Source organism: uncultured Flavonifractor sp., from assembly GCF_944385615.1.
Lineage (GTDB): Bacteria > Bacillota > Clostridia > Oscillospirales > Oscillospiraceae > Flavonifractor.
The window spans coordinates 1-23236 of record NZ_CALWXV010000042.1; the positions used below are offsets into that span (position 1 = coordinate 1).

Sequence of the window (23236 nt, forward strand, 5' to 3'; positions counted from 1 at the left end):
TTGTACTTCTTTGGCCTCTATACGCCAGAAACCCGGCTTATGCTTGATGCATAAACCGGGTTTCTCGACAGGCTGAAAAATTGCCCCCGGCTTTACGCCGGGGGCAATTTTTATTCTTATTTGACCTCTACGATCCGCACCTTGCCGCCCTGGTCGGGAGAGCGGTCATAGTAGACGGTAATATCATCGCAGAAGGCCAGGGCCAGCTTCAGGTTGTCCAGATAATTGTCCTCGCTGACGCTGTACCACTGTCCGGTGGTCTTGTTGTAGCACTGGACCTGACTGGAGATGGGGATCACCATCTCGTTGGTGGTCAGGGTCATGGTGTCCAGATCAAACTGAGCCCGGCGGATGCCAGAGGCAGACTGAACCTCCATAAATCCGGCCATCAGGTTCTTATCGTCCACCTTGTCCAGAGAGCCGGCCACGCCGCCCATACGGCGGTTCTGGGCGCCCTCAGCCTTGCCCACCACATAGCTTACGTTGCCGCTGCCGTTGGTCACTTGGATCTCGCCGTTCTGGAAGGTCTGCGTAACAGTGCCATCCTCTCCGACAATGTCCACCACACCGGAGGGACGGTAATAGATCTGCCCATAAGCATAGCGGTCGCCGGTAACATCGTTCAGCACGACCTTATCCACCCGTCCGGCCCAGTCATAGCCCACATAGCTGATCTGGTCGGCCTTGACCAGAGGCACGGTAATGTCGCTGCGCTTGATTTCAGCCAAGGGACCGTTACCCACCTGCTCAAAGAACCGGGCGCCGGGCGAAAGCTTCTTGGTGCCCAGCATCTCCTTCTCCAGATCCAGCGGCGCGGCAGAGCCTTTGTAATAGACCTGGCTCAAATTCAGCAGACCGGGCTCGCTGGAGGACACCGTCACCAGATAGCCGTTGAGCTTGGCGGCGGCTCCCTCGCTGTACCGGGTACCGCCCTTCAGGGTAATCAGGCCATCCAGCAGGGTAATGCTCACGTTGTCCTTGGAGCTTACCTGGGCCACGCCCACCGCGTTGGACTTTGCCACATCGGGGGAGACCGCACCTGCCACCTCACCGGTGGCCGTCAGCAGCAGCGTGACCCGGCTGCCCACCTGGAAGGAGGCCAGATCGGCCATGGCGCTGGGCAGTACCTGGAACTCCGTTCCCATCATAGTGATGGTAGAGGGGGCCTCCGCATTGGGATAGGCATTCTCGTACAGGCCGCACAGCTTCAGATCGGAGACAAACAGGGTGTTGGAGTTGGGATCATAGGTACCCACATCGTACTGACGGATATCGCTGTTCTCCGCCGGGACGCCGTTTTTGTAAATCGTGGGGGTCTTTCCGGCGGTAATGGGATAGAAGGCGTTGCCGGTACCGGTGGGCTTGTTCTTGACCACCATGATATGGCCATTGTCCCCGCTGGTGCTGCCGGCGGTGCGGTAGAGGTACTGAAGCTGCCCGGCGGCATCGTAGCAGGCCACCATGGCCGTACCGGTGCGCAGGCTGGTCCAGACGCTCTCATAGGTGGAGGCGTCGGCGCTGTCGCTGCGGTAGACCTGGGTGTCCAGCTTTACCGCCACTGTATCACCATCCACCGTGGGAATGGCATTGGCCTGGGGACTGCCCATAACGGTAAAGGCCTTGTAGGTATAGCCGTCCTCAGGCAGGACTGCCAGCACCTTTTTGTCCTTGTCCAGCACCAGTCTGGCCTGGGTGCCGCCCAGGGTCTCGTCCAGCCCCACACGGCCGCTCTGATAGGTGCCGGAGGCGGTGAACACCTTGCCGTTGTCCGCCCCCGCCGCGGCGGAGGTCACGTTGAGCAGGACGGCGGGCTCGGTGATGCTGCACCCGTGGGTAGTCAGATAGAGCTCTTCGCTGCCTTTGGATTTGGTAAAGAGCAGGTTGTAGAAGAGGATGGCGGCCTGTCCCCGGGTGAGGTTGGCGCTGCCGGACACCGACAGATTCTCATCCAGCCCGGCCTGGGCGGCCAGGGCCAGATAGCCCTCATACCATACGGTACCGGTGGCCACATCCTTATCCTCATAGCCCAGCACCCGCATGAGGATGGTCACCGCCTCCCCCATGGTGATGGGGCGGTCAGGGCGGAAGGTACCGTCCCCCACCCCCATAATGAGGCGGGTCCCGGGCGTCTGGGTCTCGCCGTCACCGGAAGAGGCGCCGCCGCCAACGGTGATGGAAGAAGCCAGATTGATGTAGCCTCTGGCCCAGTGGCTGGAGCCCACATCGGTAAAGATGGTCCGGCTGCGCTGGGCGGGTTCTTCGTCCCCCCGACCCATGATCTCCACCACCATCTTGCAGAATTCTCCCCGGGTCAGGGTACTGCTGGGACGGAAGGCGCCGCTGCCGTTGCCGCTTACCACGCCCAGCAGCCGCAGGGTCTCGGCGGCGTTGGCCTGATTGGGGTCGGTAATGTCGGTAAAAGCGCTGTTTCCCGCCGCCGACGCCGTGGGAAAGAGGAACATCCCCACCAGCAGAGCCGCCGCCAGCAGGGCGGAAAGCCATTTTTTCCTATTCATTATCTCACTCCTTTAATCTGCCCGCAGGGCCTCCACCGGCTGAAGGCCGGAGGCCTTGATGGCGGGATAGAGGCCAAACGCCACGCCCAGGGCGACGGAAATAAAGAAGGCTCCCACCGTCACCCCTGCGTTGGGGATCAATATGGTCTGGAAGGACAGCTTGCCCACGATGAGGGTCCCGACATAGCCTGCCGCAATGCCGAACAGGCCGCCGATACCGCAGATCATGCAGGCCTCAATGAGAAACTGAGCAATGATGCTTTTGCGTTCCGCGCCGATGGCTTTGCGGATGCCGATCTCTCTGGTCCGCTCGGTAACAGTGACCAGCATGATATTCATGATTCCGATACCGCCTACGGCCAGGGAGATGGCGGCGATGCCGCCCAGAAAGCGCTGCTGCATCTTGTCCTGCTCCGCCCCCTCCTCCTGGATCTGGTTGGGGGTATTGACCGAGTAATAGCCGCTGTTGGGGTCAATGAGCCCCTGGAGGAATGCCTTCAGCAGGGTGATGGCCTTTGTGGTGGATTCCGCGTCCTTGGCCTTGGCCACAAAGGTATCCATCTGGGTCCGTCCGTTAAGGACCCGGTTCATGGAATAGGGCAGTACGATATAGCGGTCCATACCGGTCATGTTGTCAGGGTCCTTTTCCTGATAGACCCCGATGACCTCAAAGGGGATATTGTTGATGGTGATGGTCTGCCCTACCGGATCCATGTAGTTAAAGAGTGCATCCGCCATTTTGGAGCCCAGCACGCATACCTGGTTGTAGTTTTTCACATCCAGGTAGGCAATGTCTCTCCCTTTGGCTAGGGTAAAGTTGTTGCACAGGGAGAATTGCTGGTTGCCCATCACCACCTGAGGGGACTCCTCCCAGCTGGTGTTGTAGTTGTCCAGCGTCTTGGCGCCGTACTTGATGACGGTCTGGTTGTACATCTGCACCACGGGTGTGACGCCCAGCACATACTCGTCCAGCTCCTGACAATAGTCATACAGCGCGTCGGATACGCCCTCGCTGTTCCAGCTGCTGGCGTTGATGTTGATGATGTTGGTGCCTAGGCTCTCATAAAACGCCCGCATCTGCTGGTTCTGTCCCTGGGCATAGGATACCAGGATAATGACAGCGGCCAGGCCGATGATGACACCCAGCATGGTCAGGGCGGAACGGGCCTTTTTGGCGGCAATGGATTTGATGGCGATCTTAAAGGCCTGGGTCAGATTCATGAGAAGGCCCCCTCTCTGTCTCCGTCGTACAGGATACGGCCGTCAGCAATGCGGATAATCCGCTGGGCCGTGGCCGCGATGCCATTGTCATGGGTGATGAGGATGATGGTGGAGCCGTCCTCATGGAGCCCATGGAGAATCTCCAGCACATGTTTGCCGGTGCGGGAATCCAGGGCGCCGGTGGGTTCGTCCGCCATGATGATGGGGGGCTGGGTGGCGATAGCCCGGGCAATGGCCACCCGCTGCTGCTGGCCGCCCGACATCTCGGTGGGCTTGTGGTCGGCCCGGTCGGCCAGACCTACCCGCTCCAGGGCGGCCTCCACCCGATCCCACCGCTTGGAAGCGGGCACCCCCTGATAGATCAGGGGGAGCTCCACATTCTCCCAGGCATTGAGGGCGGGAATCAGGTTGAAGCCCTGAAAGATAAAGCCGATCTGTTTGTTGCGGATGTGGGCCAGCTGCTTGTCGGTGAGCTCGGTCACGTCCACCCCGTCCAGATGGTAGTCGCCGTAGGTGGGGATATCCAGGCAGCCCAGAATGTTCATCAGCGTGGACTTGCCCGAACCGGACTGGCCGATAATGGCCACAAACTCTCCCCGGTCCACCGCCAGGCTCACCCCGTTCAGGGCCCGGACCTCGCTCTCCTCTCCTTCATGATAGATCTTGAAGAGGTTTTTGACGTCAATCAGCATCTCAGCCACCCCAACTGTCGGCACTCTGGGTGGCGTAGCCGATAAAGACCTCATCGCCTTCGTTGAGACCCCGCTTGATCTCCACCCGGGTGGTGTCGGCCAGACCCACCTCCACCGGAACGGCCCAGAAGCCTTCGGGGCACTTCCAGGCGGGATCGGGCTCCAGAATGGCGTTGACCGGCGGCTCCTTGGCTTTCACAAACACAATGGTATTGCTGACCTGTCCGGCTCCGCCGCTTCCGCCGGCTCCGCTGTTTCCGCCATCCTCCGACGGGATCTCCGCCACGCCGCCGGGCATGACCATAATGCTGCCCAGCTTACGGAGCACCGCGCCGCTGGTGTAGCTCTGGGGCAGCGCCACCGCGCCGTCGCTGGTCATACCGTCGGTAATCAGGATTTCGTCGGTGGTCCCGTCCCCTACCAAAGCGTCGTCCGTGGTTCCATCCCCTATCAGGGAGTCGTCCATCGTCCCGTCCTCCGGCAGGTTGTCGTCCACATAGCCGTCCTCGGGGAGCATATCCTCTCCGCCGTTTTCGGCCGGTCCGGCATCCAGGCTATCGGGCAGCTTTACATTATCAAAGGTAACGTATTGGACGGCGGCCACCGGCACGGTAAGGCAGTTATCCGCCTGGCTGGCCACAAAGGAATAGTTCACGTAAGTACCGGGGATCATGGAGCCGTCAAAGTTATCCACTCTGACCACGGCGGGGATGGAGGCCACCCCGTTTTCTCCGGAGGCGGTGAGGGAGACACTCTCCACCACGCCCATATAGGGAGTACCGTACTGGTCCAGATCCACCATCATGCCTACCTTTACATACTGGGCATTGCGCTCGTCCACACTGATCTCCACCGTCATCTGGGAGGTGTCGGCAATGCTGATGCCCTGGCCGCTCTCTGCCACCGCGCCCTCGGTCAGGCTGCAGGAGAGGACGGTCCCCGCGATGGGCGAGACCGCGTTATACTTGCTCAGCTCATCGGTAGCCTCTTTCAGCTTCTCCTGGGCAGCCTTCAGGGCCTCCTCCTTGGTGCTGATCTCCTCATTGGCAGTCTTGGATCCCAGCTGGGCCAGCACCTGACCGGCCTTTACATCGGCATAGTCCATCAGACCGAACTGCTCCACCGGGCCGGAGGCCTTGGCCTTTACCACGGTAGTTTCATAGAATTCCAACTTGCCGTTCTGATAGGGATAGATGGGGGTGCCATCGGCGGCAGTCAGACCGGCGGAGGCCTCCATCCCCTCGGTGAGGGTGCCGGGATTATCCATCACAAAGACCACCTCAAAGTGGGTGGCGCCCTCGGGGGAAACGAAGCGCACCTTGTTGATCTTCTCCACGGTGCCGGTCCGGGTGTCCATGATGGCGGGGATGGAGATCTGGGCAGTCTGCCCTACCTTGATGTCGTTTTCATAGGCATAGCTGTAGTAGAGAGAGATACGCAGCTTGGTATCGTTGACAATGGTGGCAATGGTATCCCCCTCGTTGACCATATCCCCCGCCTTCAGGTTGGCCACTTCCCGCAGGTTGCCGGCGTGAGGGGCCTTGATGGTCAGCTCGGCGATTTTTTCTTGCACCGCCTGGATCTGCTTCTGGCACTCGTTCACCGCTTCCTGGGCAGTATTGACCGCCTCCCGGGCGGCGGTGTCGTCCATGCGGTAAAGGGGCTGGCCCTCGGTGACCTGGTCCCCTTCCTTGACATACAGCTCCAAAACCGTGCCGGAGCCTGGGGTCACGGTAGCCGATTTGTTGGCTTTGGCCATACCGCTGCCCTCCACCTTCACCTGGATGGAGCCCACCTGAACGGTGTCGGTCATAGCCTCGCCCATCTCTGTGTCCTCTTGCCGGAACACAAAATACCACAGCGCCACCGCCACCGCGGCAATGATCGCCACGGTGACCAGCAGACCCACCACCAGCTTCAGCTTCCCTTTTCGTTTTTTCTTCCTGGGGCCCGTGGGCGCCGCAGGCGGCGGGGTCTGGACAGGCTTCTCCAGCACAGGTGTCTGTTGATCCGTCATATTGATCTCCTCCTTGTACATTCCTTGTCCACTGCCATTCTAGCATACCGGTTAAGGTAAGCAATGACAAAGCAATGACAAATTCTTAACAATTCCTTAAGTTCCTCCATCCATCTCACATGGGCGTCCGTCTTCCGTCCGTGTATACCGGCTCTTTCGGAAACTTCCGCCAATATTTGCCATCCTTTGTCCGCAGTACCTCTATTGATTAGACGCTTGCTCGCCCAAAAAGTTTCCTCCAAACCCTAAAATAACGCCGGACCCAGAAGCATTCTTCTCGGTCCGGCAAAGGCTGTAGAAAAAGGGTATTTTAGATCGTTTTCCCGGCTCACAGCTCCACCAGGTACCGCTCATAACCGTTGACCACACGGGTGGTCCCATACATCCACTCCCGCCGGATGCTCCGGTCATAGTTGAGGTGGGTGTGGCCGTGGAGAAAGAGGGCCGGCTTGTATCGGTCCAGCATTTTGTTAAAGGTCAAAAATCCGGTGTGGGCCAGATCGGTGCAGGGCGCCATATCCTTTCCTGGGGCATGGGTCAGCAGGATATCGAATCCTTTATGGAAAAAGATTTTAGGGGTCAGCTTGAGCGCCCGAATATCCATCTGCCGGTCGGTATATTGATAGGGACCCTCTTTGTAGCGCATGGAGCCGCCCAGCCCTACAATACGCAGCCCCTGGTACTCATAATACATCCCGTCCACGCAGGTGCAGCCCAGAGGAGGGTCCTTTTGATAGTGTCCATCGTGGTTGCCGTGGACATAGAGCACAGGGCAGTGGGCAAAGGTCGCCAGGAAGGAGAGATAGTGGGACTTCAGATCCCCACAGGAGAGGATCAGGTCAATCCCGTCCAGCTTTCCGGGCGCATAGTAATCCCACAGATAGGGGGACTCATAATCGGAGAGCACCAACAGCTTCACCCCAGACACGCCTCCTCCGCGCCCTGGACGCGGATCAGTTCTCTGGCCCGGTCGGTCAGCTCTTCCGGCTTGGGGATGGAGCCCTCCACATAGGAGGACAGCCAGTTCATGGTGAGGATCTGATGGGCGGGCAGCGGTCCGTTGTCTCCGTAGACCACATGTCCCTGCTGGTTCATCAGCACCCCGTAAAAGGGGTCCAGCCGTTCGGACTGGATGGCGTCCCGCAGTACCCCGGCCAGCCGCCGGGTACCGGCAGGCAGCCGACGGGAACAGAGCACATCCACCGTCTTTTGGTTGAGGCCCCACCAGTAGGTGATGGCTCTGTTGCCCTGGCTCTCCTTTTTCCAGCTGCCGTCCAGCACCCGGCGTACCAGGCTCTGATAAAACCGGCCCCAGTCACACTGGATCAAAGCCAAGTTATGCAGTTCCCGGGAGCGGGGCCCGGCGTTGGCGGCCAGCCGGTCCAGGTAGTCGATGTAGACAATGCCCTTGGCCCGCAGGCTGTCAATACCGCCCCCCTCCTTCAGACTGTCCCAGGACAACAGGATTCTGGCGTTGGCGTTCACCATCCGGGCGCCCTGGGCAAAGGCGTTGATGCAGGCAATGGTGCCGAAAGTGGGGTAGTCGGCCACATAGCCGATCCAGCCACTGCGGGACAGGGTCCCGGCAATGGCTCCCTTGATAAACTTCGCCTCATACATCCGGGGATAGTAGGTGCGGACCGATGGATAGGAATTGTTGAGGGAGCAGTTGAAAAACTTGACCTCCGGATGGCGCACCGCCTGCTTGACACTGACCAGCAGCAGGGACGGGTCGGTGGTGAAGATCAGCTTGGCCCCCTTCTCCACCGCCTCGTTGATGGCGGCCTCCGCCGCCTCATCGGTGACGGCATTTTCATAAGAGGTGGTATATACCTGGTCGTGCATGGTGTCCTCCAGCAGGTAACGGCCGCACTCATGATCGTATACCCATTTGGAGGTTTCGCTGCTGCCGGCGTGGATGAAGGCGGCGTGCAGCTGCTCGGTGATGGGGAAAGTGAACAGGGGCTTTTTGACCACATCATCCAGCATCAGGGCCACACCGGCATTTTCCAGGCGGTTGAGCACCTCCTGCCGGATCATGGGCAGCTCTTTGGCGATTTGGGTGGACAGCTTGCTCCGGGAGGCCTGATATCCAAAGAGCTTGATATACACCAGGAAGGCCAGAGAGATATACTGGGGGTCGGTATTTTCCCGGAGACAGGCGTCCCGGAACATGTAATAGAACGAGCGGAAGTTGTAGATCTCCTCGGCGCTCCAGGCCTCCCGGTTGGGGCGGCCCATGGCCTCCAGCAGTTCCCGGTATTCTCCCGGCCGCTTGAATACCAGGAAATTCAGGCCGGTCATCTGGTAAAAATTCAAAAACTCATAGTAGGCCGCCACCTCAGGCTTGTCGGAGGGCCGGGGCAGCAGCCGGGTGACCACCGCGGGGATGGTGATCGCCCCAAAATACTTTAATACACTCACCCGCTTGTGGCCCTCCACCACATAAAAGCGGTTCAGGTATTCCACCGCCTTGATGGGGTCCCGGATTCCCTCGTTGAGATGGGCCTGGCAGAGGGCGATCCATTTACCGGCAAATTCGCTGTCGGCCTCCAGCACGGGGTAAAAGCTAGGGGAAAAGCTGATGCGCCGCAGCCCATTGCAGGTGCCCACAATAAGCTCGCTGGGCACCTCCACCACTCCCAGACTTTCCCGCCGCATGGCCAACTCTTCCGGATCGCCGGGAAGGATCCGCAGTCCGGTCTCCTCCCCCCGGGCCGCCGCGGCCTTGACCTCTTTCTGCCCCAGACGGAGCGCGTTATGATATTCCTCCAGGATCGGCATGTCCGCCGTCCCCCTTTCCTGCTGACGTCTGTGATACGTTCCTTACCTTCATCAAGCTATCATGCTTGATGAAAAAATACAATCCTTTTCTCCCGTTTTTTTGCTTTCTTGGTGGAAATTACAGGGATAAATGGGCCATTCCAGTTGAAGAATGTACCCGAGCGTGCTATAGTTATCATATTGGCCGAATTTAAACGGCCTGTTCCCCCGTATTCGGTCGGACCCGCTGTCCGGGGCCGTATCATAAAGGAGTTACAACATGAACGAACGTGATTACCGCAAGGGTACCGTACCCTGCCATACCTGGCGCATGATCCGCGCGCTGGAAGAGGATCAATTTCTGAAGCGTCCCGCCGTGCCGGGCCGCCGTCCTTCCATTGTGATGCCTGAGTCCCTGCTCGTCCATAAGCCTGTGGAGCAGCCCGCCGCTCCCGCTCCCCAGCCAGCTCCCGCCCTTCAGACGGAGGCCGCTCCGGCTCGGGAGCTCACCCCCAGTCCCTTTGATCTGCGCCTGGCCCAATACCGCTGCGAGCTGGAGCGGCTGTACCGGGAGCAGTACCAGGGCGATCTGGCCGCCTGGGACAGCCTGCTCACCCTGCTGCGCCAGTGCTTTGAGGCGCGGGAAGCGTCTCTGCATGAGATGGACGAGCGCCGGGCCGCCGATCCCTGCTGGTACTGCCGCCGGGACCTGCTGGCTATGACGGCGGATGCTGACATATTTGCCGGCTCTCTGTCCGGTGTGGCCGGGCACCTGCCTTATCTGAAGGAGTGCGGCGTCAACTTCCTGTGCCTGTCTGGGGAGGGCACGGCGGCAGAGCTGACCCAGACCGCCGCCGCTTGCCGGGAGCAGGGGATCTATTTGCGCCTGGACCTGAAGGCCGAGGCTCCCCAGGGCGCTCCCTCCTTCCACGCCTGGGTGGAGGAGCTGCTCCACATGGCCAACCTGGGGGCTGACGCCCTGTACCTGGGCAATCTGGCCGCCTTCTCTCACGCTACGCTGCGGATGGCCCGGCTGATCTGCCAGCTGGTGTGCCCCGGCGTGCTGCTGATGGGCGACGCCCCCGACTTTGGCACCCTGGAGTTCTTTGGCTCCGACGGGAAGCCGGAGTGTCATATGCTCTGCCGGGACCGGGGCGGGCTGCTGTGGCACACCCTGGCCACCGGTGATGTGTCTCTTCTTCGCCACGGTGTGGAGCAGGCCCTGTCTCTGCCCCGGGAGCGGCTTTTCCTTAACCGGCTCCATGGAAACAACGGTGTGGAGTGGAGTCTGGACTATGGCTGGCTGAAAGAACACTGCGGTACCGACGAGGGCGCTCACCGCCAGTACCTCAACGATTGGGCCACCGGCAAGTTCCCCGGCAGCAACTGCCGGGGGGAGCTGTGCCGGGAGGGCAAGGTATGCGGTACCACCGCCTCTCTGTGCGGCGTAGAGGCCGCCGACTATGAGCAGAACGATCTCAAGCTGGACCAGACTGTGGCCTGTGACCTGCTGCTGCATGCCTTCCTCTTTACCCTCAGCGGCGTGCCCGCTCTGATCAGCGGCGACGAGATCGGACAGCTCAATGACTATAGCTGTCACGAGGACCCCGCTAAGTCCGGCGACGCCCGCTATCTCCATCAAGGTCCGTTCCAGTGGGATCTGGCCGCCATGCGGAACGATCAGCAGACCCGCCAGGGCAAGCAGTTCCACGGCCTGCACCGCCTGGCCCAGCTGCGTGCCGGTGAACCCGCCTTCGACGCCCGGGCCGACGTATGGACCTTTGACACCGGCGATGCCCGCGTGCTGGGCCTGGGCCGCTGGTATGAGGGCCGCAAGCTGGTGGCGCTGTTTAACTTCAGCAACGAATTTGTCACCGTCTCCGCACCTGAAACCGGCGCGTTTGAGGAGCTGATCTACGGCGGCCACTATGACTGTCTGGATCATGTGGAGCTTTATCCCTATGCGTTTGTGTGGCTGCTCCAGCACTGATTTGAGGTTCAGAATTTCCAAGCTCAATTGATAAGCCGAAGGGGCCTGCCGTCTGCCAATCGCAGACGGCAGGCCCCTTCCCCGTTGAAGCGGCGCTACGGTCCACACACGCTTCAGGCTCAGGCATAGACGTCAAAGCTATACTGGGCCGGGGCAGGCACCGAACTGATCATCTCGTTGATCAGGGAGATCGCCTGACTTTCCGCGTCGGTCATGGAACGCTTCATCAGAGCCGTGCTGTAGGCGCTTTGCAGCTCGAAGTTCTGCATACCCATAATCGCGTCCACCATAGCAGTCACTCCTTTCTCACAAACTTGCAAGATTCCATAGAACCCTCCACTTCTGTTATCGACCGTCCATTTTATTTGATAAGTAGGTATAAAAGATTTTACAAACAGCCATATTTCCTTTATCCACCTGATGAGAAGCGCCGCCCATACCCTTACGCCATCTTGCACAAGGCCGCCGCGCCGTTTATAATGGGATAACCTCTGAGCAGGGCTGTAAGGGGCAAAACATCCGGGTAACCAATCCCCGCAGGAGAGGAGCATGGACGTGGCGCAGGAGGAGTTCAACCGTGGGCCCGCCAAATGGAACGGGCAAATATTCGGCAGTCTTCAGGAGGCTTACGAGCAGCTGAGGGCCATCGTGGACAGTTCATACGACGGTATGTATATTACCGATGGCAACGCCGTCACGCTCTGGGTAAACCGAGCCTACAAGGATATCACCGGCCTGCAAGCGGAGGAAGTGGTAGGCCGCTCCATGTGGGATCTGGAGCGAGAGGGCATCATAAGCAAGTCAGGCACCCTGCTGGCCCTGGCCCAGCAGGCGCCGGTGACGCTAGAACAGGTCTTTCGCACCGGCCGCCATGCCTTGATCTCCTCCACCCCCGTCTTTAACGACCAGGGGGAGATCACGCTGGTGGTCACCAACGTACGGGACATGACAGAGCTTCGAGAGTTGCAGGAGAAGTACCGCCAGACCGCCGCTTTGTCCGAGCGCTACCAATCCGAGGCGGAGTACGTCCGCAAGCAGGTGCTGGCCTCCGCTGATCTCATCGTAGCCGATCCGGATGCTGGCTCTGCTGGAGCAGGTCAAACGGGTGGCCGCCCTGGACGCCACTGTCCTGCTGTTGGGCGAAACGGGAGTGGGTAAGGAAAAAATCGCCAAATACATTTATAAGAACAGCGCCCGCAAGGAGGAGCGTTTTCTGGCCATCAACTGCGGGGCCATCTCCCCCACCCTGATGGAAAGCGAGCTTTTCGGCTATGAGCGGGGGGCCTTCACCGGGGCCAGCCGAGAGGGGAAAATGGGCCTGTTTGAGGTGGCGGACAAAGGAACCGTCTTTTTGGATGAGATCGGCGAGCTACCCTTGGACATGCAGGTACGGCTGCTGCGGGTACTCCAGGAGCAGACCATTCAGCGGGTGGTGGCCGCTACCAACCGGAACCTAGAGGAGATGGTACGGCAAAAGACCTTCCGCCAGGATCTGTTCTACCGGCTCAACGTGGTACCCATCCGCATCCCGCCCCTCAGGGAGCGGCAAGCCGATATCCCAGCCTTTCTGGACCATTTTCTGGCCCAATTCAATCAGAAATATAATACCCGCAAGGAGTTTGCCGGGGATGCCGTCCGGGCTATGCTGGCCTACGAGTGGCCGGGCAACGTGCGGGAGCTGAAAATGTGGTGGAGCGGGCGGTCATTCTCAGCAGCGGGCAGCTGATCCGGCCGGAAGACCTGCCCTTCTGCCCCGGCTGGACCCCCGCGCTCTTTTGTCCGAAGCAAGAAGGGACCGTGGATCTGAAAGCCCTCACCGAGCAGTTCGAGGCCCGCTTTATCAATGCCGCCTACGAGAAATACGGCAGCGTCCGCAAAGCCGCCGCCAGCCTTTCCATGGACCCGGCCACTTTTCTGCGGAAACGAAAGAAATATGGCGAACCACCCGTGGTTCAAAAATGAAACGCGTTTCACTTTTGAATCACCGGGCGGAAGGACGGATTTACAAGGCATTTTGACGTTTTTACCGAAAGCAGGCTGTCCAAGTGTTTCAATATTAAAACGCTTGGACAGCCTGCTTTTCCTGTTGCAAAAACCGTCAATCCATTGGGAGACAAGGAAAAGAGCATGGAAACGGGCGGAGCTGTCAGTGTTGGCACAGCATTTGCTCCTTACCATACACGTATACAGTAGGCCAACTGTACTTCGCAACATCCAAATTGAGAATTGGGAGGAATTACTTTGACTGGTGCAATCGGAGTTATCGGGCTGTTGCTGGCCATTGCCTGCCTGATCGTCCTCAGCTACAAGGGCGTCAACGCATTCATCGCATCCCTGATCGCGTCGCTGGTGGTGGTTGTCACTAACCTGCTCCCCTTCTGGGAGACGTTCAGCGGGGCTTACGCCACGGGTCTGAAAAATTTTGTGGGAAGCTACTTCCTGCTCTTTGGTCTGGCCGCCGCCTACGGCGAATTTTTGAAGGTCACCGGCTCCGCTGAGAGCGTAGCCAAGGTGCTTTTCAAAATCTTCGGTGTAAAGTGGGCCCCTCTGGGCGCGCTGCTCATCACTCTGCTGATGGCTATGGGCGGCGTCTCCGCCTTCGTCATCGTTTTTGCCGTCTACCCTGTGGCCGCCCCTCTGTTCCGCAAGGCCAATATCACCAAAAAACCTGCTGCCCGGCATTGTGCTGTGCGCCTCTGTTACCCTGTGTCTCTGTCTGCCGGGCAACCCCACCAGCACCAACGCCCTGCTGGCCCGGCCTGAGTACGGCCTTGGTGTGGACGCTTTCTCCGCCCCTGTTATGGGCATCATCGCTTGCGTCGTGGGCACCGTTTTGGCTGGCGCTTATGTCACCTGGCAGGCCCGCCGTCAGACCGCCTTGGGTGTGGGCTACGTGGTTTCCGGTAGAGACGCTCAGGAGGAAGAGCAGGACAAGGATCTGCCCCCCTTCCTGACCTCCATCATCCCCCTGCTCATTGTGGTGTTCGTGATGATCGCCCTCAAGAACGTGATGAACGCCACCGACAGCATCCTCACCTCTCTGTGCATCGCCATCATCGCCTGTGTGGTGCTCAACCCCAAGGTGTTCTTTGGGGCCAAGAAGTCCCACAGTGTCCTGAAGACCTTCACCACCGGTATGTGGTCCTCCTGCACCTCCGCCCTGCTGCTCACCGGCGGCGTCATGGGCTTTGCCGGTGTGGTTCAGGCAGCCCCCGGTTTCCAGTACTTCGTGGACTTTGCCAACAGTCTGTCCACCACCTTCAACCCCTATGTCTCCGCCTCTGTGGCGGTCAACGTCGTGGCCGGCATCACCGGTACCGCCCTGGGCGGCCTGCAAATCTTTGCCGATACCATGCTGCCCAACTATATCAATCTGGGCATCAACCCCGAGGCCTTCCACCGTCTGATGACCATTGCCTGCTGCGGTCTGGATAACCGAGTACGGCATTGCCGCTCTCAAGGGCCGTACCCTCCGCCAGCGGGCCCGGGCCCTCATTGAGATCGCCCATCCCGACTTCCGGGACGCTCTGAAAGCCGAGTTTGAGCGGCGTTTCCACTGTGCCTATTGATCCCATCCCTGTTTTCAACAAACACAGTATCATTTGATATGCTGCTCTCCCCCCAATGAATTGGAAATCGGGACGCTAAAGGATATAGGACAATTGCCCCGGTGTTAGCCATGACTATGGCCGACACCGGGGCAATTTTATGGTTTTGACTGGATATACCAGCAAAAAATCGTGCAGTCCAATGGACTAAGACCCCGCTGTTGGGGTATGCCGCTCTTTTTCAAACAAGTTTTAAATTTTGAAATCCATACTGCGAGTTGAAATCGGGAAATGGTCAAAATATCCCTTTGGATAGATCTGCAAGTTAGACAAAAATTTATTCAGTAAGCTGTCCTTGTCCGCATCTTTATCGGAGAAAGACAACAAGTCTAACATATTTTGAAGGTCATCCTTGGAATTATTAAAAACAATGTCTGTGCTGAGACGATGCTCTACGCCATCCTCGTCTGTGTAGGAAACCCATATTTGGGCTTTGAGGGGATCTGTGGGATCAAATTCGTCGGTGGTGTAATCCTCCTCATAGATTATATTTCCGTTTTTGTCTGTCGCCCTAAAAGAGGTCATTCTGGCGCAGTTGTCCGGATCTCCGCCGGTTTGATAAAACCACTTAAAATTCTTGGGCGGTGCCACATCAGGGTCAACGATATAGTTGTAGTTCGACACAATAAAGGGATCGCCTTTTAATGCTGTATTAAAATTATACAGGTTGGTTTTACCTTGCTCCAGATAGTCAGGAACTTCAAATGTGGTGTCATACTCCTGAGAGATCGTTTGGGTAGCATTGGTGATGGCGGAAATCGCTGACTCGCTGGTGTAATAGTAGTCGGAATTGTAATAACTCCAACTGCGCTGCACATTCATGTCCCCAGTGATATACTGTTCCCCTTCGGCATTGTTTCGCTCTACGGCGACGGAAAGAATCTTTTGCCGGAACGCATTGTAGAAATCCATTGCTGTTTCCTTTTGGGACTCAGTTAGGGGAGAGGGCGGATTTTCCATGGAGCCAAACAGCTCTTTTTTCAGCATTTCTCTATACTCGGCCTGTAACTCTGACTCTGACATCGTTCCATCAAAGAACTGGTTGATACACGCCTCTATGCGGCTGCTATGCTCGGAGGGAGCAGCACCATCCAAATACTTGCAGATGGCTGGATCGATACTGCCGGTATAGGAGTGTTCGACCCGGACAAAAGAATCCACATCAACGGTGTCTTTTGAAACCTTCTGAATGTCCTTTGAGGCATCCAGAAAGGTTCCATGATCTGTTTTTATGTACGTGTAATTGGATGTGTTGATTCCATTCATTTGTTGTTCTCTCCTTTTCCTCTTCATTCGCAATAAAAGGCAATTCAGTCTGCTTTGCTGTTCGTCCAGACCGGCTCCATTGGCGCCTTTCCATTGCGGATCTCATCAGCCATCTGCTGAAGATCTGCTTTTGTAATCGGCACCTGATAGTGATGGAACTTTCCGTCCTCCAACATCCACAGTCCATAGTTTGGATCGGTGAAAGCAAATTCTTCTTCTGGATTGGGTTCTTCAGGCGGCGCCGGTTCCTCCGTATCGGTATTTTCAGATTGCACTGGCTCGTCCGAAACCTCTTTCAACTGCCCATTCACATAATCAATGCTGAGATCAGCGTCGGGAGCACCATCCCAACCACGCAGACCCAGGTAAGTATACGTGTGGTGGTATTGCTCCAGGCCAATATCTCCAGCTTTCTGCGCTCCCATTCCATTCACCAGCTCTTCCAGAACGGACCACAACTCTCGGCCGTCCGGCAGATAAAAATGACCGTCACCGCTTTGCAGTTCCCGCATATCATACCCGGTCAGTTGCTTGGTAAGATGGTACAATCCTGTCTTATAGGTGGCTGCATTAGCTGTTGCCTTTTCGGGGTCAGACAGCCGCAACGAATAATACAGGTTATAGCCATTCTTTCCGTCATTGAGAGCATCTTCAATCTTCTGAGCCAAGGCATCATCCTCAAGTCCTTCCACATGAATCAGATAGTCATATGGATCGATAGTCAAGCAAAGGGATGTGCCTTCTGGAAGGATAATCCCTTGGCGTTCCAATTCTGCACGAATCGATTCGCCAATCCCATTTCGGGCGTTCTGGACTGCCTCACCCAACGTTTTCGGGAAGTACAAATCACCCTCAGTAACATTTGCTTGTCTCAAGGCGTAATTATCAGCATAGTTGCCAGTAACTACATGACCATACTGATAGATCTCCCATTCAGAGGCCCAAGCAGTTTCACGCTCCTCTGCGGTCATATCCCATCGAAAGTATGGTGAATTTGGATTTTTGTACTTATCATTCATGTGTTGCATTGGATCGGCAAACTTATTGTTTTCCTCAACCTGAGCCTGATAATAGTCGTTGATGATTTCATCGTATTCATCAAACATTTTGTCAAGTTCTTCAAACGGATTCGGAAAAGTCATCTTTTCCAGAGTCCCTGTGTTGGACTCCGCCGCTTCATTAACGCTGTTTTCATAAGCGGCTCTTGCCTCCGGGGAAATCGTAATCTGATCCTGTCCGGCTGTCATAGACCATGTTGTGGGCTGCTTTCCATCTGTTTCCGCCTGTTTTGCATACCCCACCGAAGCGGCTCTGTTATTCCACGAAACTTGCATACTCATATTCCTATCCTCCTCACTTTGAAGCAGAAGAGTTTCTCCCCTATATATAATTACGAAAGAAGATATAAGAATTGGGACACTTCCACTGAACTTATTTTTTCACCTTCCAGCGTGAACGCGGGAGAATCAAACCTGGGAGTGCCTCGATACTTCGATCACAAGTCAATGTACACACGTCATTTTTCTCAAATCCCATCCCTATATCTATTATATCGGCTTAGATTCCGCTAAAATAATAATATTTCATCCTTTAACCCTATCTTTCCATCTCTAGCCAGAGAAACCTGTTCAATCCGGCCAAGCGGCTTGCCAAAAGGGCTCTACCCAGTCCTCTTCCCCGGTATCTAAAGCCCCCAAAAATATCTCTCTGGATATATAATCTGTATTTATACTATTTGTAAAGTATCGATGCGCAACAGATTGACCGCTTGGTGATGGAGAACTGGCTTGCTTTTTTTGAAAAGACCGGTAAAATAGTGGTTGTAAATATTTTCATTCCATACAGTCTTTTTTGACAGCCTTGGTAAAAAGCATCCTCCTCAAAACAATCCATATTCTCTAAAAGAAGGTACCATATAATGGGTGAGCAAAAGATTCGCTCAAAACTAAAAAAACTGGTAATTGTTTTTCTGATTGTTTGTTCCATTATTGTAGGCGTTTCACGATGTTTGCTTGGGTCTGTTACAGAACTATATGCCGAGTCCGTGCAAGGACGTCTGGAAGAACGAGCGCTGCAGTATAAGAAGTCATTTCTCTTCAAAATGAACTCAGACCTGCAAACCCTTCGGGCCATGGCCTGCATACTGGAAGATACCACCACCGAAAACACCACCCCCGAGGAGACAGGAAGGCTTCTGTCCAATCTATGGGATGCCGGGAGTACGGTAGGGTTTGTCCGTCTATGCTATTTTTCTCAGGATGGAACAGGTATGCAGCTGACCGCCCAAGGACAGCCCGTTGCAATTGAGATATCCGATGAAACTGCTGAAATGCAGTCCGCCATTCAGCAGGCTCTGCAAGGGAACTCCCTTTGCTCCCGGGCATTCTATGACCCTATGCTGGGATACAACACTGTGGGCTATGCCACCCCGGTTTATACCTTTGGCAAAATCAGCGGCGTGTTGGCCTGTTCTGTGAGTACGGAGGCCTATGCGGATATTTTGTCCTCCATCGGCGCTGTCAGCGATATCGGGGCAGCCGCCGTGCTTAGTTCTGACGGGGCGGTAGTGGCCTCCACAAGAACACATCAGACCCAGGGATTTTACGATCTGCACGGTTCGGCCTATCTGAGCGTTGGGGCGTGTGAGGAGTTCTCTCAGGCGCTGGCCGGAGAAGAAACAAAATTTTTTGAATTTGAGTCGGGCGATCTGCTCCTATACGCCTGCGTCATGCCCATGGGTATTTGCTCAGATAAAATCGTCATTGTGGACACCGATAAGGGGATCAGCGATGCCGTTTCAGGTGTGGTGGATTATGCGCACTTGATCGGTGTGATGTTTGGCGTTACATCCATTGTGTTTGTGATGGCGGTCCTCTATATTAACCGCCGCCATGGCAGGCAACTGCTCCAGGTTGCATACCATGACAGACTGACCGGCGCATATAACCGAGATAAATTTTTTCAGCTTCTGGACCAGAACTGGAAAGAAAACATGGTATATGTGGTGGCGTCCGTCAATATTCGCAAATTCAAATATATCAACGAGCTGTTTAGTCCGGTACGGTCGAACCAGCTGCTCAAGGATATCTGCACAGTCCTGAAGCGGCATATAGAACCGGGCGAGTTTTTCTGCCGGGATACCGCAGATACATTTGTGATTGCCCTGAAAACGCTGGACAGGGATACCGTCCGGGAGCGGTTAGAGGGCATATTCGCAGAGATAAAAGCGAGTTGCACCAGTATTCCGGCCAACTACCCGATCTCCTTTTACTGTGGCTGCGCCTATACCTCCGACTGCTCCAGCAAAAGCCGCAATGAAGAACTGATGAGCCATGTAATGATGGCCCTGAGCAACGCAAAGCAGACCCAGCAAGCCAATATTTCTTTCTATGACGCGGAAATCCATAAGAAAGAGAAGCTGCAAGCCTTTATTGAGAACCGGATGGAGTATGCCCTCGAAAGCGGCGAATTTCAGATGTTCCTCCAGCCCAAAATGGACCTGAACCGGGGGACGCTCAGTGGAGCGGAGGCCTTGGTACGGTGGGTGGTGGACGAAAACCAAACCATTTTCCCGGATCAGTTTATTCCTATTTTTGAGCGCAATGGGTTCTGCGTGCAGCTGGATTACTATATGGTGGAACAAGCCTGCAAACAAATCCGAGCCTGGATAGACGCCGGGCTGTCTCCCGTTCCAATTTCAGTAAATCAGACCAAATTGCTGCTTTATGAAGAAGATTATGTGCAGCGTATCTGTGCCATCGCCCAGCGCTATGAGATTCCCGGCCACTATATTGTTCTGGAAATCCTGGAGGGGCTGGCTCTGGAAAACCCGGAGCAGGTATCCGAGCGCATTGGTCAGCTGCACGCCCATGGCTTCCGTATTTCCATGGATGACTTTGGAACCGGCTATTCTTCCCTGAATACATTAAGCCAGATCCCCATTGATGAACTGAAGCTGGATCGTTCTTTCCTGCTTCAGGCCCATCGGAGCAAGGAATATAACCGGCGCAAAATTCTGGAAGTTGTCATTGAGGTGGCAAAGTGGCTGCACATCTCCACCGTAGCCGAGGGAATTGAGACCGCTGAGCATGTGCAGCTGATGCGGGAGATGCACTGTGATTATGGACAGGGATATTATTACAGCAAACCAATTCCGGCAGAGCGCTTTACAAAGACCTTTCTGCTCCCAAATGCTCAGTCGGCCGATCTATAACAGAACCCCGGCAGGATGAGATCCAAGGGAAAGATATGCAATAAATTCGCGTGTCAATTGCCTGAATGCTCCGCTGTGGATTGCTTATTTGGAGAGGTGCACCCATGAAATCTCAAAAATATACACGCTTTGGACAAGACAATGAGGATTGGACATACTGGAAACAAACTGATGAATGTATTGTCTTTGGCCATTGGATCATAGAAACAGACGCAGGAAAGCCGCCGCGTATGTACTGCGATGATGTTTCCATGCAGGCCCTTGGCGTTTCACCGGAGGAATCTCCGGAAGACTGCTATAGTATCTGGCAAGAAAATATTTTCTCTTCGCATATTGCAGAGATGCAGCGGCATGTCAGATCCATGATCGCGGGAGAACGGGGTGATATTACATACCCTTGGAAGAGTCCTGCGGGCAGTACCAAGTATTTGCGCAGCATTGGTGTGCGGGATATGGCCTATCAAAAAGGAATCCGGCTGCTGGGAACCTTTCAGGATGTAACCGGCGCCCTGTTCAGCGAGCGAATGAGCAGAAATTCATACCTGAAATCGGATTTTCTGCTGCAAATTTTGGCGGATACCTTTGAGGCCGTGCATGTGATTCAGTTCGACAAAGGAACCATTATGTCGGTTCGCTCGGTATTGCCGTTGTTTTGGAATGAATATGAACTGGACATTACACGTTATCTTCAACTTTTACCGCGCTTTCTTCCGCCGGAAGACTGTAAAATAATTAAAAAATGCATTGCAGAGCGCAAAGTAATTGATAAAAACGGGAACTGCGTTACCAGATATTCATGGGATTTTAAAAGTGACGCGTTAAAAAAAGATGCCTGGTATAATATCCAGATCAGTTTGGACCCCAATGTCAGCAAGGACGACATGATTATTGCGGTGCGTGATATTTCTGAACTGGAGCAAAGTAAGCACACGGTCAAAAAACTGAGGCATATATCTGAAATAGATGGGCTTACCAAGGTGTTTAACCGGATTGCCATTGAGAAAAAAATCAATGAGCATATTTCTGCGCAGCCTGATGAGAACAGCCTTCTTCTACTGCTGGATTTAGACAATTTCAAGCAGATCAACGATCGATTTGGCCATATTGAAGGGGATAATCTGCTGATTGACACCGCGGAGAAATTAGAGCATCTTTGCCGTAATACCGATAAAGTGGGCAGGCTTGGCGGGGACGAATTTATTATTTTTCTGCGGTCGGTGCAAGAAAAGGATATTGACTCTCTGGTTTCCCGGATCCTTGCGCGGGTGCGAAAAGAATACCATGAATCCGGCGCCTCGGTTGAGGTAACGGCCTCTATCGGTATTGCACGCTGTCCACAGGACGGAACGTCGTTTGCTGAACTCTACCACTGTGCGGATATTGCGCTGTACGATGCAAAGCGCAGGGGGAAAAATCAATATTCACAATACCGGCAAGTGAGTCAGTAAGCACAATCCGGTAATAGTGGAAGCAAACGCTTTGTAATCATCGGGCTGAAGGGAGCAATCAATCAATATGACGGACTTTTATCAGCTGACCCAGCGGATGTGGGAAACTTATTTTGAGGATGTGGACAAGGATGGCCGTCATCCCATCCAAAATTGGATTGATCCAACCTGCACCATTATTGGAACGGGCAAGCACGAAATCTATCAAACGGCGCAAGACTTTCAAGCCGCTATGTATCAGGAAATTGCGGAGCGTAACCACATTCCCTTTCAGTTCCGTGATTTCTGGTGTGAACCGGTTATGTTGTCGGAAGATCTCTGCTTGGTGTATGGAGAGATCTATATCTACTGGGAAGATAAGGAGCAGGATGTCACCATTGATATGGACAGCCGCTTCTCTATGGTGTACCGGCGCAGAGAAGACGGATGGAAAATCATTCATATTCATCACTCACTGCCCAATGCCGAACAGGCTGATGGGGAATATTATCCCAAAACCCTTCTAAGCCAGTTCAGCGAAAAGATGGAGCATCTGCAAACACTGGCCGAGCGAGATGGACTCACGAGCTTAATCAATTACCGCACTTTTCAGGATCAGTATCCGTACTATGTGAATGCAAATTCTTCCTATTGGCTCTTTCTCATTGATGTGGACAAGTTTAAACAAATCAATGATACATTTGGCCACATTTCTGGAAATCATGTTCTCAAAAAAATGGCCACGACCTTAAAAAATATTGTTCGGGCATCTGACGTAGTATGTCGGATGGGGGGCGACGAGTTTATTCTTCTCTGTGGCGGCTTTGAAACAGAAACCCAGGCAAACGCTTTTGCACAGAGAATCAAAAGCGCCTTGACTGACGCCGGAAAAGATGAGCGGGCCTGGACGAGCGTTTCGGTTGGAAAGGCAAGGGCATTTGCCCCCGACAAGTTGGAAGCTGTCCTGGAAGCAGCGGATGTTGCTCTTTACCAAGACAAGAAACACAGCTGCCAACACCACTCCGAATCCATGTAACCAGAAGATAAGTATGCAAATCCGAAAAACCGATCCGCTTTGTCATAAGTGGATACACCATGGCTATATGGCTGTTAAAGAGAGGATCTGTGTTACAGTGAAACGAGCGCGACAGTTAGCATGGCTAATCGTAACGATATGTATGATGGTATCTATGGCTCCAGCGGCACAGGCTGCCTCCAACGGGAACACCGTCGTTCGCGTGGGATTTCCCATCCAGCACGGCATCTCCTACCTGGATGAAAATGGAGATTATTCCGGGTACATGGTCGATTATTTGGAGTACCTCAGTCTATATACAAATTGGGACTATGAGTTTGTAACTGTTGAGGGAGATACCAATACGCAAATCAATACCCTGATGCAAATGCTGATGGACGGCGAGATCGACATGATGGGCACCATGAACTGGTCAATCCCAAATTCTGTGTAAACTCCATTTGGGGTGCAAATAGAGCAAAATTTATTCAGGGCGGTAGCCGGGGAA

At 54.9% G+C, this 23236-nt stretch carries 19 protein-coding genes and 1 pseudogene; 11 read left to right on the forward strand and 9 right to left on the reverse strand.

Annotation, left to right across the window (positions count from 1 at the left end; all coding sequences use genetic code 11):
* Window positions 1–116 precede the first annotated feature (116 nt).
* The 6 genes from Q0J75_RS10320 to Q0J75_RS10345 all read right to left on the reverse strand — a co-directional run bounded on the left by Q0J75_RS10320 (window position 117) and on the right by Q0J75_RS10345 (window position 9230).
* Window positions 117–2516 (reverse strand): S-layer homology domain-containing protein, encoded by a 2400-nt coding sequence (locus Q0J75_RS10320; RefSeq protein ID WP_297200682.1) that lies wholly within the window; start codon window positions 2514–2516, stop codon window positions 117–119.
* A 12-nt stretch (window positions 2517–2528) separates the two neighbouring features.
* Window positions 2529–3737 carry an ABC transporter permease gene (locus Q0J75_RS10325; RefSeq protein ID WP_297200685.1) on the reverse strand — a complete coding sequence of 403 codons (1209 nt, stop codon included), beginning with the start codon at window positions 3735–3737 and terminating at the stop codon, window positions 2529–2531.
* On the reverse strand, window positions 3734–4429 hold the full coding sequence (locus Q0J75_RS10330; RefSeq protein WP_297200688.1) for an ABC transporter ATP-binding protein: 696 nt from the start codon (window positions 4427–4429) through the stop codon (window positions 3734–3736). Before Q0J75_RS10330 ends, Q0J75_RS10325 begins: the two co-directional genes overlap by 4 nt.
* A gap of 1 nt (window position 4430) precedes the next feature.
* Complete coding sequence (locus Q0J75_RS10335; RefSeq protein WP_297200690.1) at window positions 4431–6446, reverse strand: efflux RND transporter periplasmic adaptor subunit; 2016 nt, start codon at window positions 6444–6446, stop codon at window positions 4431–4433.
* Window positions 6447–6774: 328 nt separating this feature from the next.
* Window positions 6775–7365: a metallophosphoesterase family protein gene (locus tag Q0J75_RS10340; RefSeq protein ID WP_297200693.1), complete on the reverse strand. Its 591-nt coding sequence runs from the start codon at window positions 7363–7365 to the stop codon at window positions 6775–6777.
* The gene (locus Q0J75_RS10345; RefSeq protein ID WP_297200696.1) at window positions 7362–9230 is read right to left on the reverse strand and encodes a BMP family ABC transporter substrate-binding protein; all 1869 of its coding nucleotides are present in this window, start codon (window positions 9228–9230) and stop codon (window positions 7362–7364) included. The genes Q0J75_RS10340 and Q0J75_RS10345 overlap by 4 nt, the downstream gene beginning before the upstream one ends.
* A gap of 259 nt (window positions 9231–9489) precedes the next feature.
* Between Q0J75_RS10345 and Q0J75_RS10350 the strand changes: the two genes are divergently transcribed.
* Window positions 9490–11199: an amylosucrase gene (locus Q0J75_RS10350; protein ID WP_297200699.1), complete on the forward strand. Its 1710-nt coding sequence runs from the start codon at window positions 9490–9492 to the stop codon at window positions 11197–11199.
* A 119-nt stretch (window positions 11200–11318) separates the two neighbouring features.
* Here Q0J75_RS10350 and Q0J75_RS10355 read toward each other — a convergent pair whose 3' ends face one another.
* Window positions 11319–11489 carry a hypothetical protein gene (locus Q0J75_RS10355; protein WP_297200702.1) on the reverse strand — a complete coding sequence of 57 codons (171 nt, stop codon included), beginning with the start codon at window positions 11487–11489 and terminating at the stop codon, window positions 11319–11321.
* 259 nt (window positions 11490–11748) lie between these two features.
* Between Q0J75_RS10355 and Q0J75_RS13230 the strand changes: the two genes are divergently transcribed.
* The 6 genes and pseudogenes from Q0J75_RS13230 to Q0J75_RS10375 form a co-directional block, all read left to right on the forward strand.
* A complete protein-coding gene (locus Q0J75_RS13230) occupies window positions 11749–12357 on the forward strand; it encodes a PAS domain S-box protein (RefSeq protein WP_363315737.1) in 609 nt (202 codons plus the stop codon).
* Window positions 12275–12925 carry a sigma-54 interaction domain-containing protein gene (locus Q0J75_RS13235; protein WP_363315738.1) on the forward strand — a complete coding sequence of 217 codons (651 nt, stop codon included), beginning with the start codon at window positions 12275–12277 and terminating at the stop codon, window positions 12923–12925. The genes Q0J75_RS13230 and Q0J75_RS13235 overlap by 83 nt, the downstream gene beginning before the upstream one ends.
* On the forward strand, window positions 12886–13161 hold the full coding sequence (locus tag Q0J75_RS13240) for a hypothetical protein (RefSeq protein WP_363315739.1): 276 nt from the start codon (window positions 12886–12888) through the stop codon (window positions 13159–13161). Before Q0J75_RS13235 ends, Q0J75_RS13240 begins: the two co-directional genes overlap by 40 nt.
* A gap of 279 nt (window positions 13162–13440) precedes the next feature.
* Entirely contained in the window at window positions 13441–13962 is a 522-nt protein-coding gene (locus Q0J75_RS10365) for a Na+/H+ antiporter NhaC family protein (RefSeq protein WP_297200704.1), read from the forward strand.
* Window positions 13883–14698, forward strand: a complete 816-nt coding sequence (locus Q0J75_RS10370; protein WP_297200707.1) for a hypothetical protein — start codon at window positions 13883–13885, stop codon at window positions 14696–14698. The genes Q0J75_RS10365 and Q0J75_RS10370 overlap by 80 nt, the downstream gene beginning before the upstream one ends.
* A pseudogene (locus Q0J75_RS10375) lies at window positions 14631–14768 on the forward strand (acetyl-CoA hydrolase/transferase C-terminal domain-containing protein); the annotation flags it as partial. The gene Q0J75_RS10370 and the pseudogene Q0J75_RS10375, both read left to right, overlap by 68 nt.
* A 231-nt stretch (window positions 14769–14999) precedes the next feature.
* Here Q0J75_RS10375 and Q0J75_RS10380 read toward each other — a convergent pair.
* The gene (locus Q0J75_RS10380) at window positions 15000–16073 is read right to left on the reverse strand and encodes a hypothetical protein (RefSeq protein ID WP_297200710.1); all 1074 of its coding nucleotides are present in this window, start codon (window positions 16071–16073) and stop codon (window positions 15000–15002) included.
* Between the two features lie 44 nt (window positions 16074–16117).
* Complete coding sequence (locus tag Q0J75_RS10385) at window positions 16118–17413, reverse strand: DUF4885 family protein (protein ID WP_297200713.1); 1296 nt, start codon at window positions 17411–17413, stop codon at window positions 16118–16120.
* Between the two features lie 578 nt (window positions 17414–17991).
* On the opposite strand from Q0J75_RS10385, the gene Q0J75_RS10390 reads away from it, so the two are divergent.
* The 4 genes from Q0J75_RS10390 (at window position 17992) to Q0J75_RS10405 (ending at window position 23182) form a co-directional block, all read left to right on the forward strand.
* A complete protein-coding gene (locus Q0J75_RS10390) occupies window positions 17992–20286 on the forward strand; it encodes a putative bifunctional diguanylate cyclase/phosphodiesterase (RefSeq protein WP_297200716.1) in 2295 nt (764 codons plus the stop codon).
* A 104-nt stretch (window positions 20287–20390) separates the two neighbouring features.
* The gene (locus tag Q0J75_RS10395) at window positions 20391–21734 is read left to right on the forward strand and encodes a GGDEF domain-containing protein (protein WP_297200721.1); all 1344 of its coding nucleotides are present in this window, start codon (window positions 20391–20393) and stop codon (window positions 21732–21734) included.
* 67 nt (window positions 21735–21801) lie between these two features.
* The gene (locus Q0J75_RS10400; RefSeq protein WP_297200727.1) at window positions 21802–22749 is read left to right on the forward strand and encodes a diguanylate cyclase; all 948 of its coding nucleotides are present in this window, start codon (window positions 21802–21804) and stop codon (window positions 22747–22749) included.
* A 154-nt stretch (window positions 22750–22903) separates the two neighbouring features.
* A complete protein-coding gene (locus tag Q0J75_RS10405) occupies window positions 22904–23182 on the forward strand; it encodes a transporter substrate-binding domain-containing protein (RefSeq protein WP_297200730.1) in 279 nt (92 codons plus the stop codon).
* The last annotated feature ends 54 nt before the right edge of the window (window positions 23183–23236 follow it).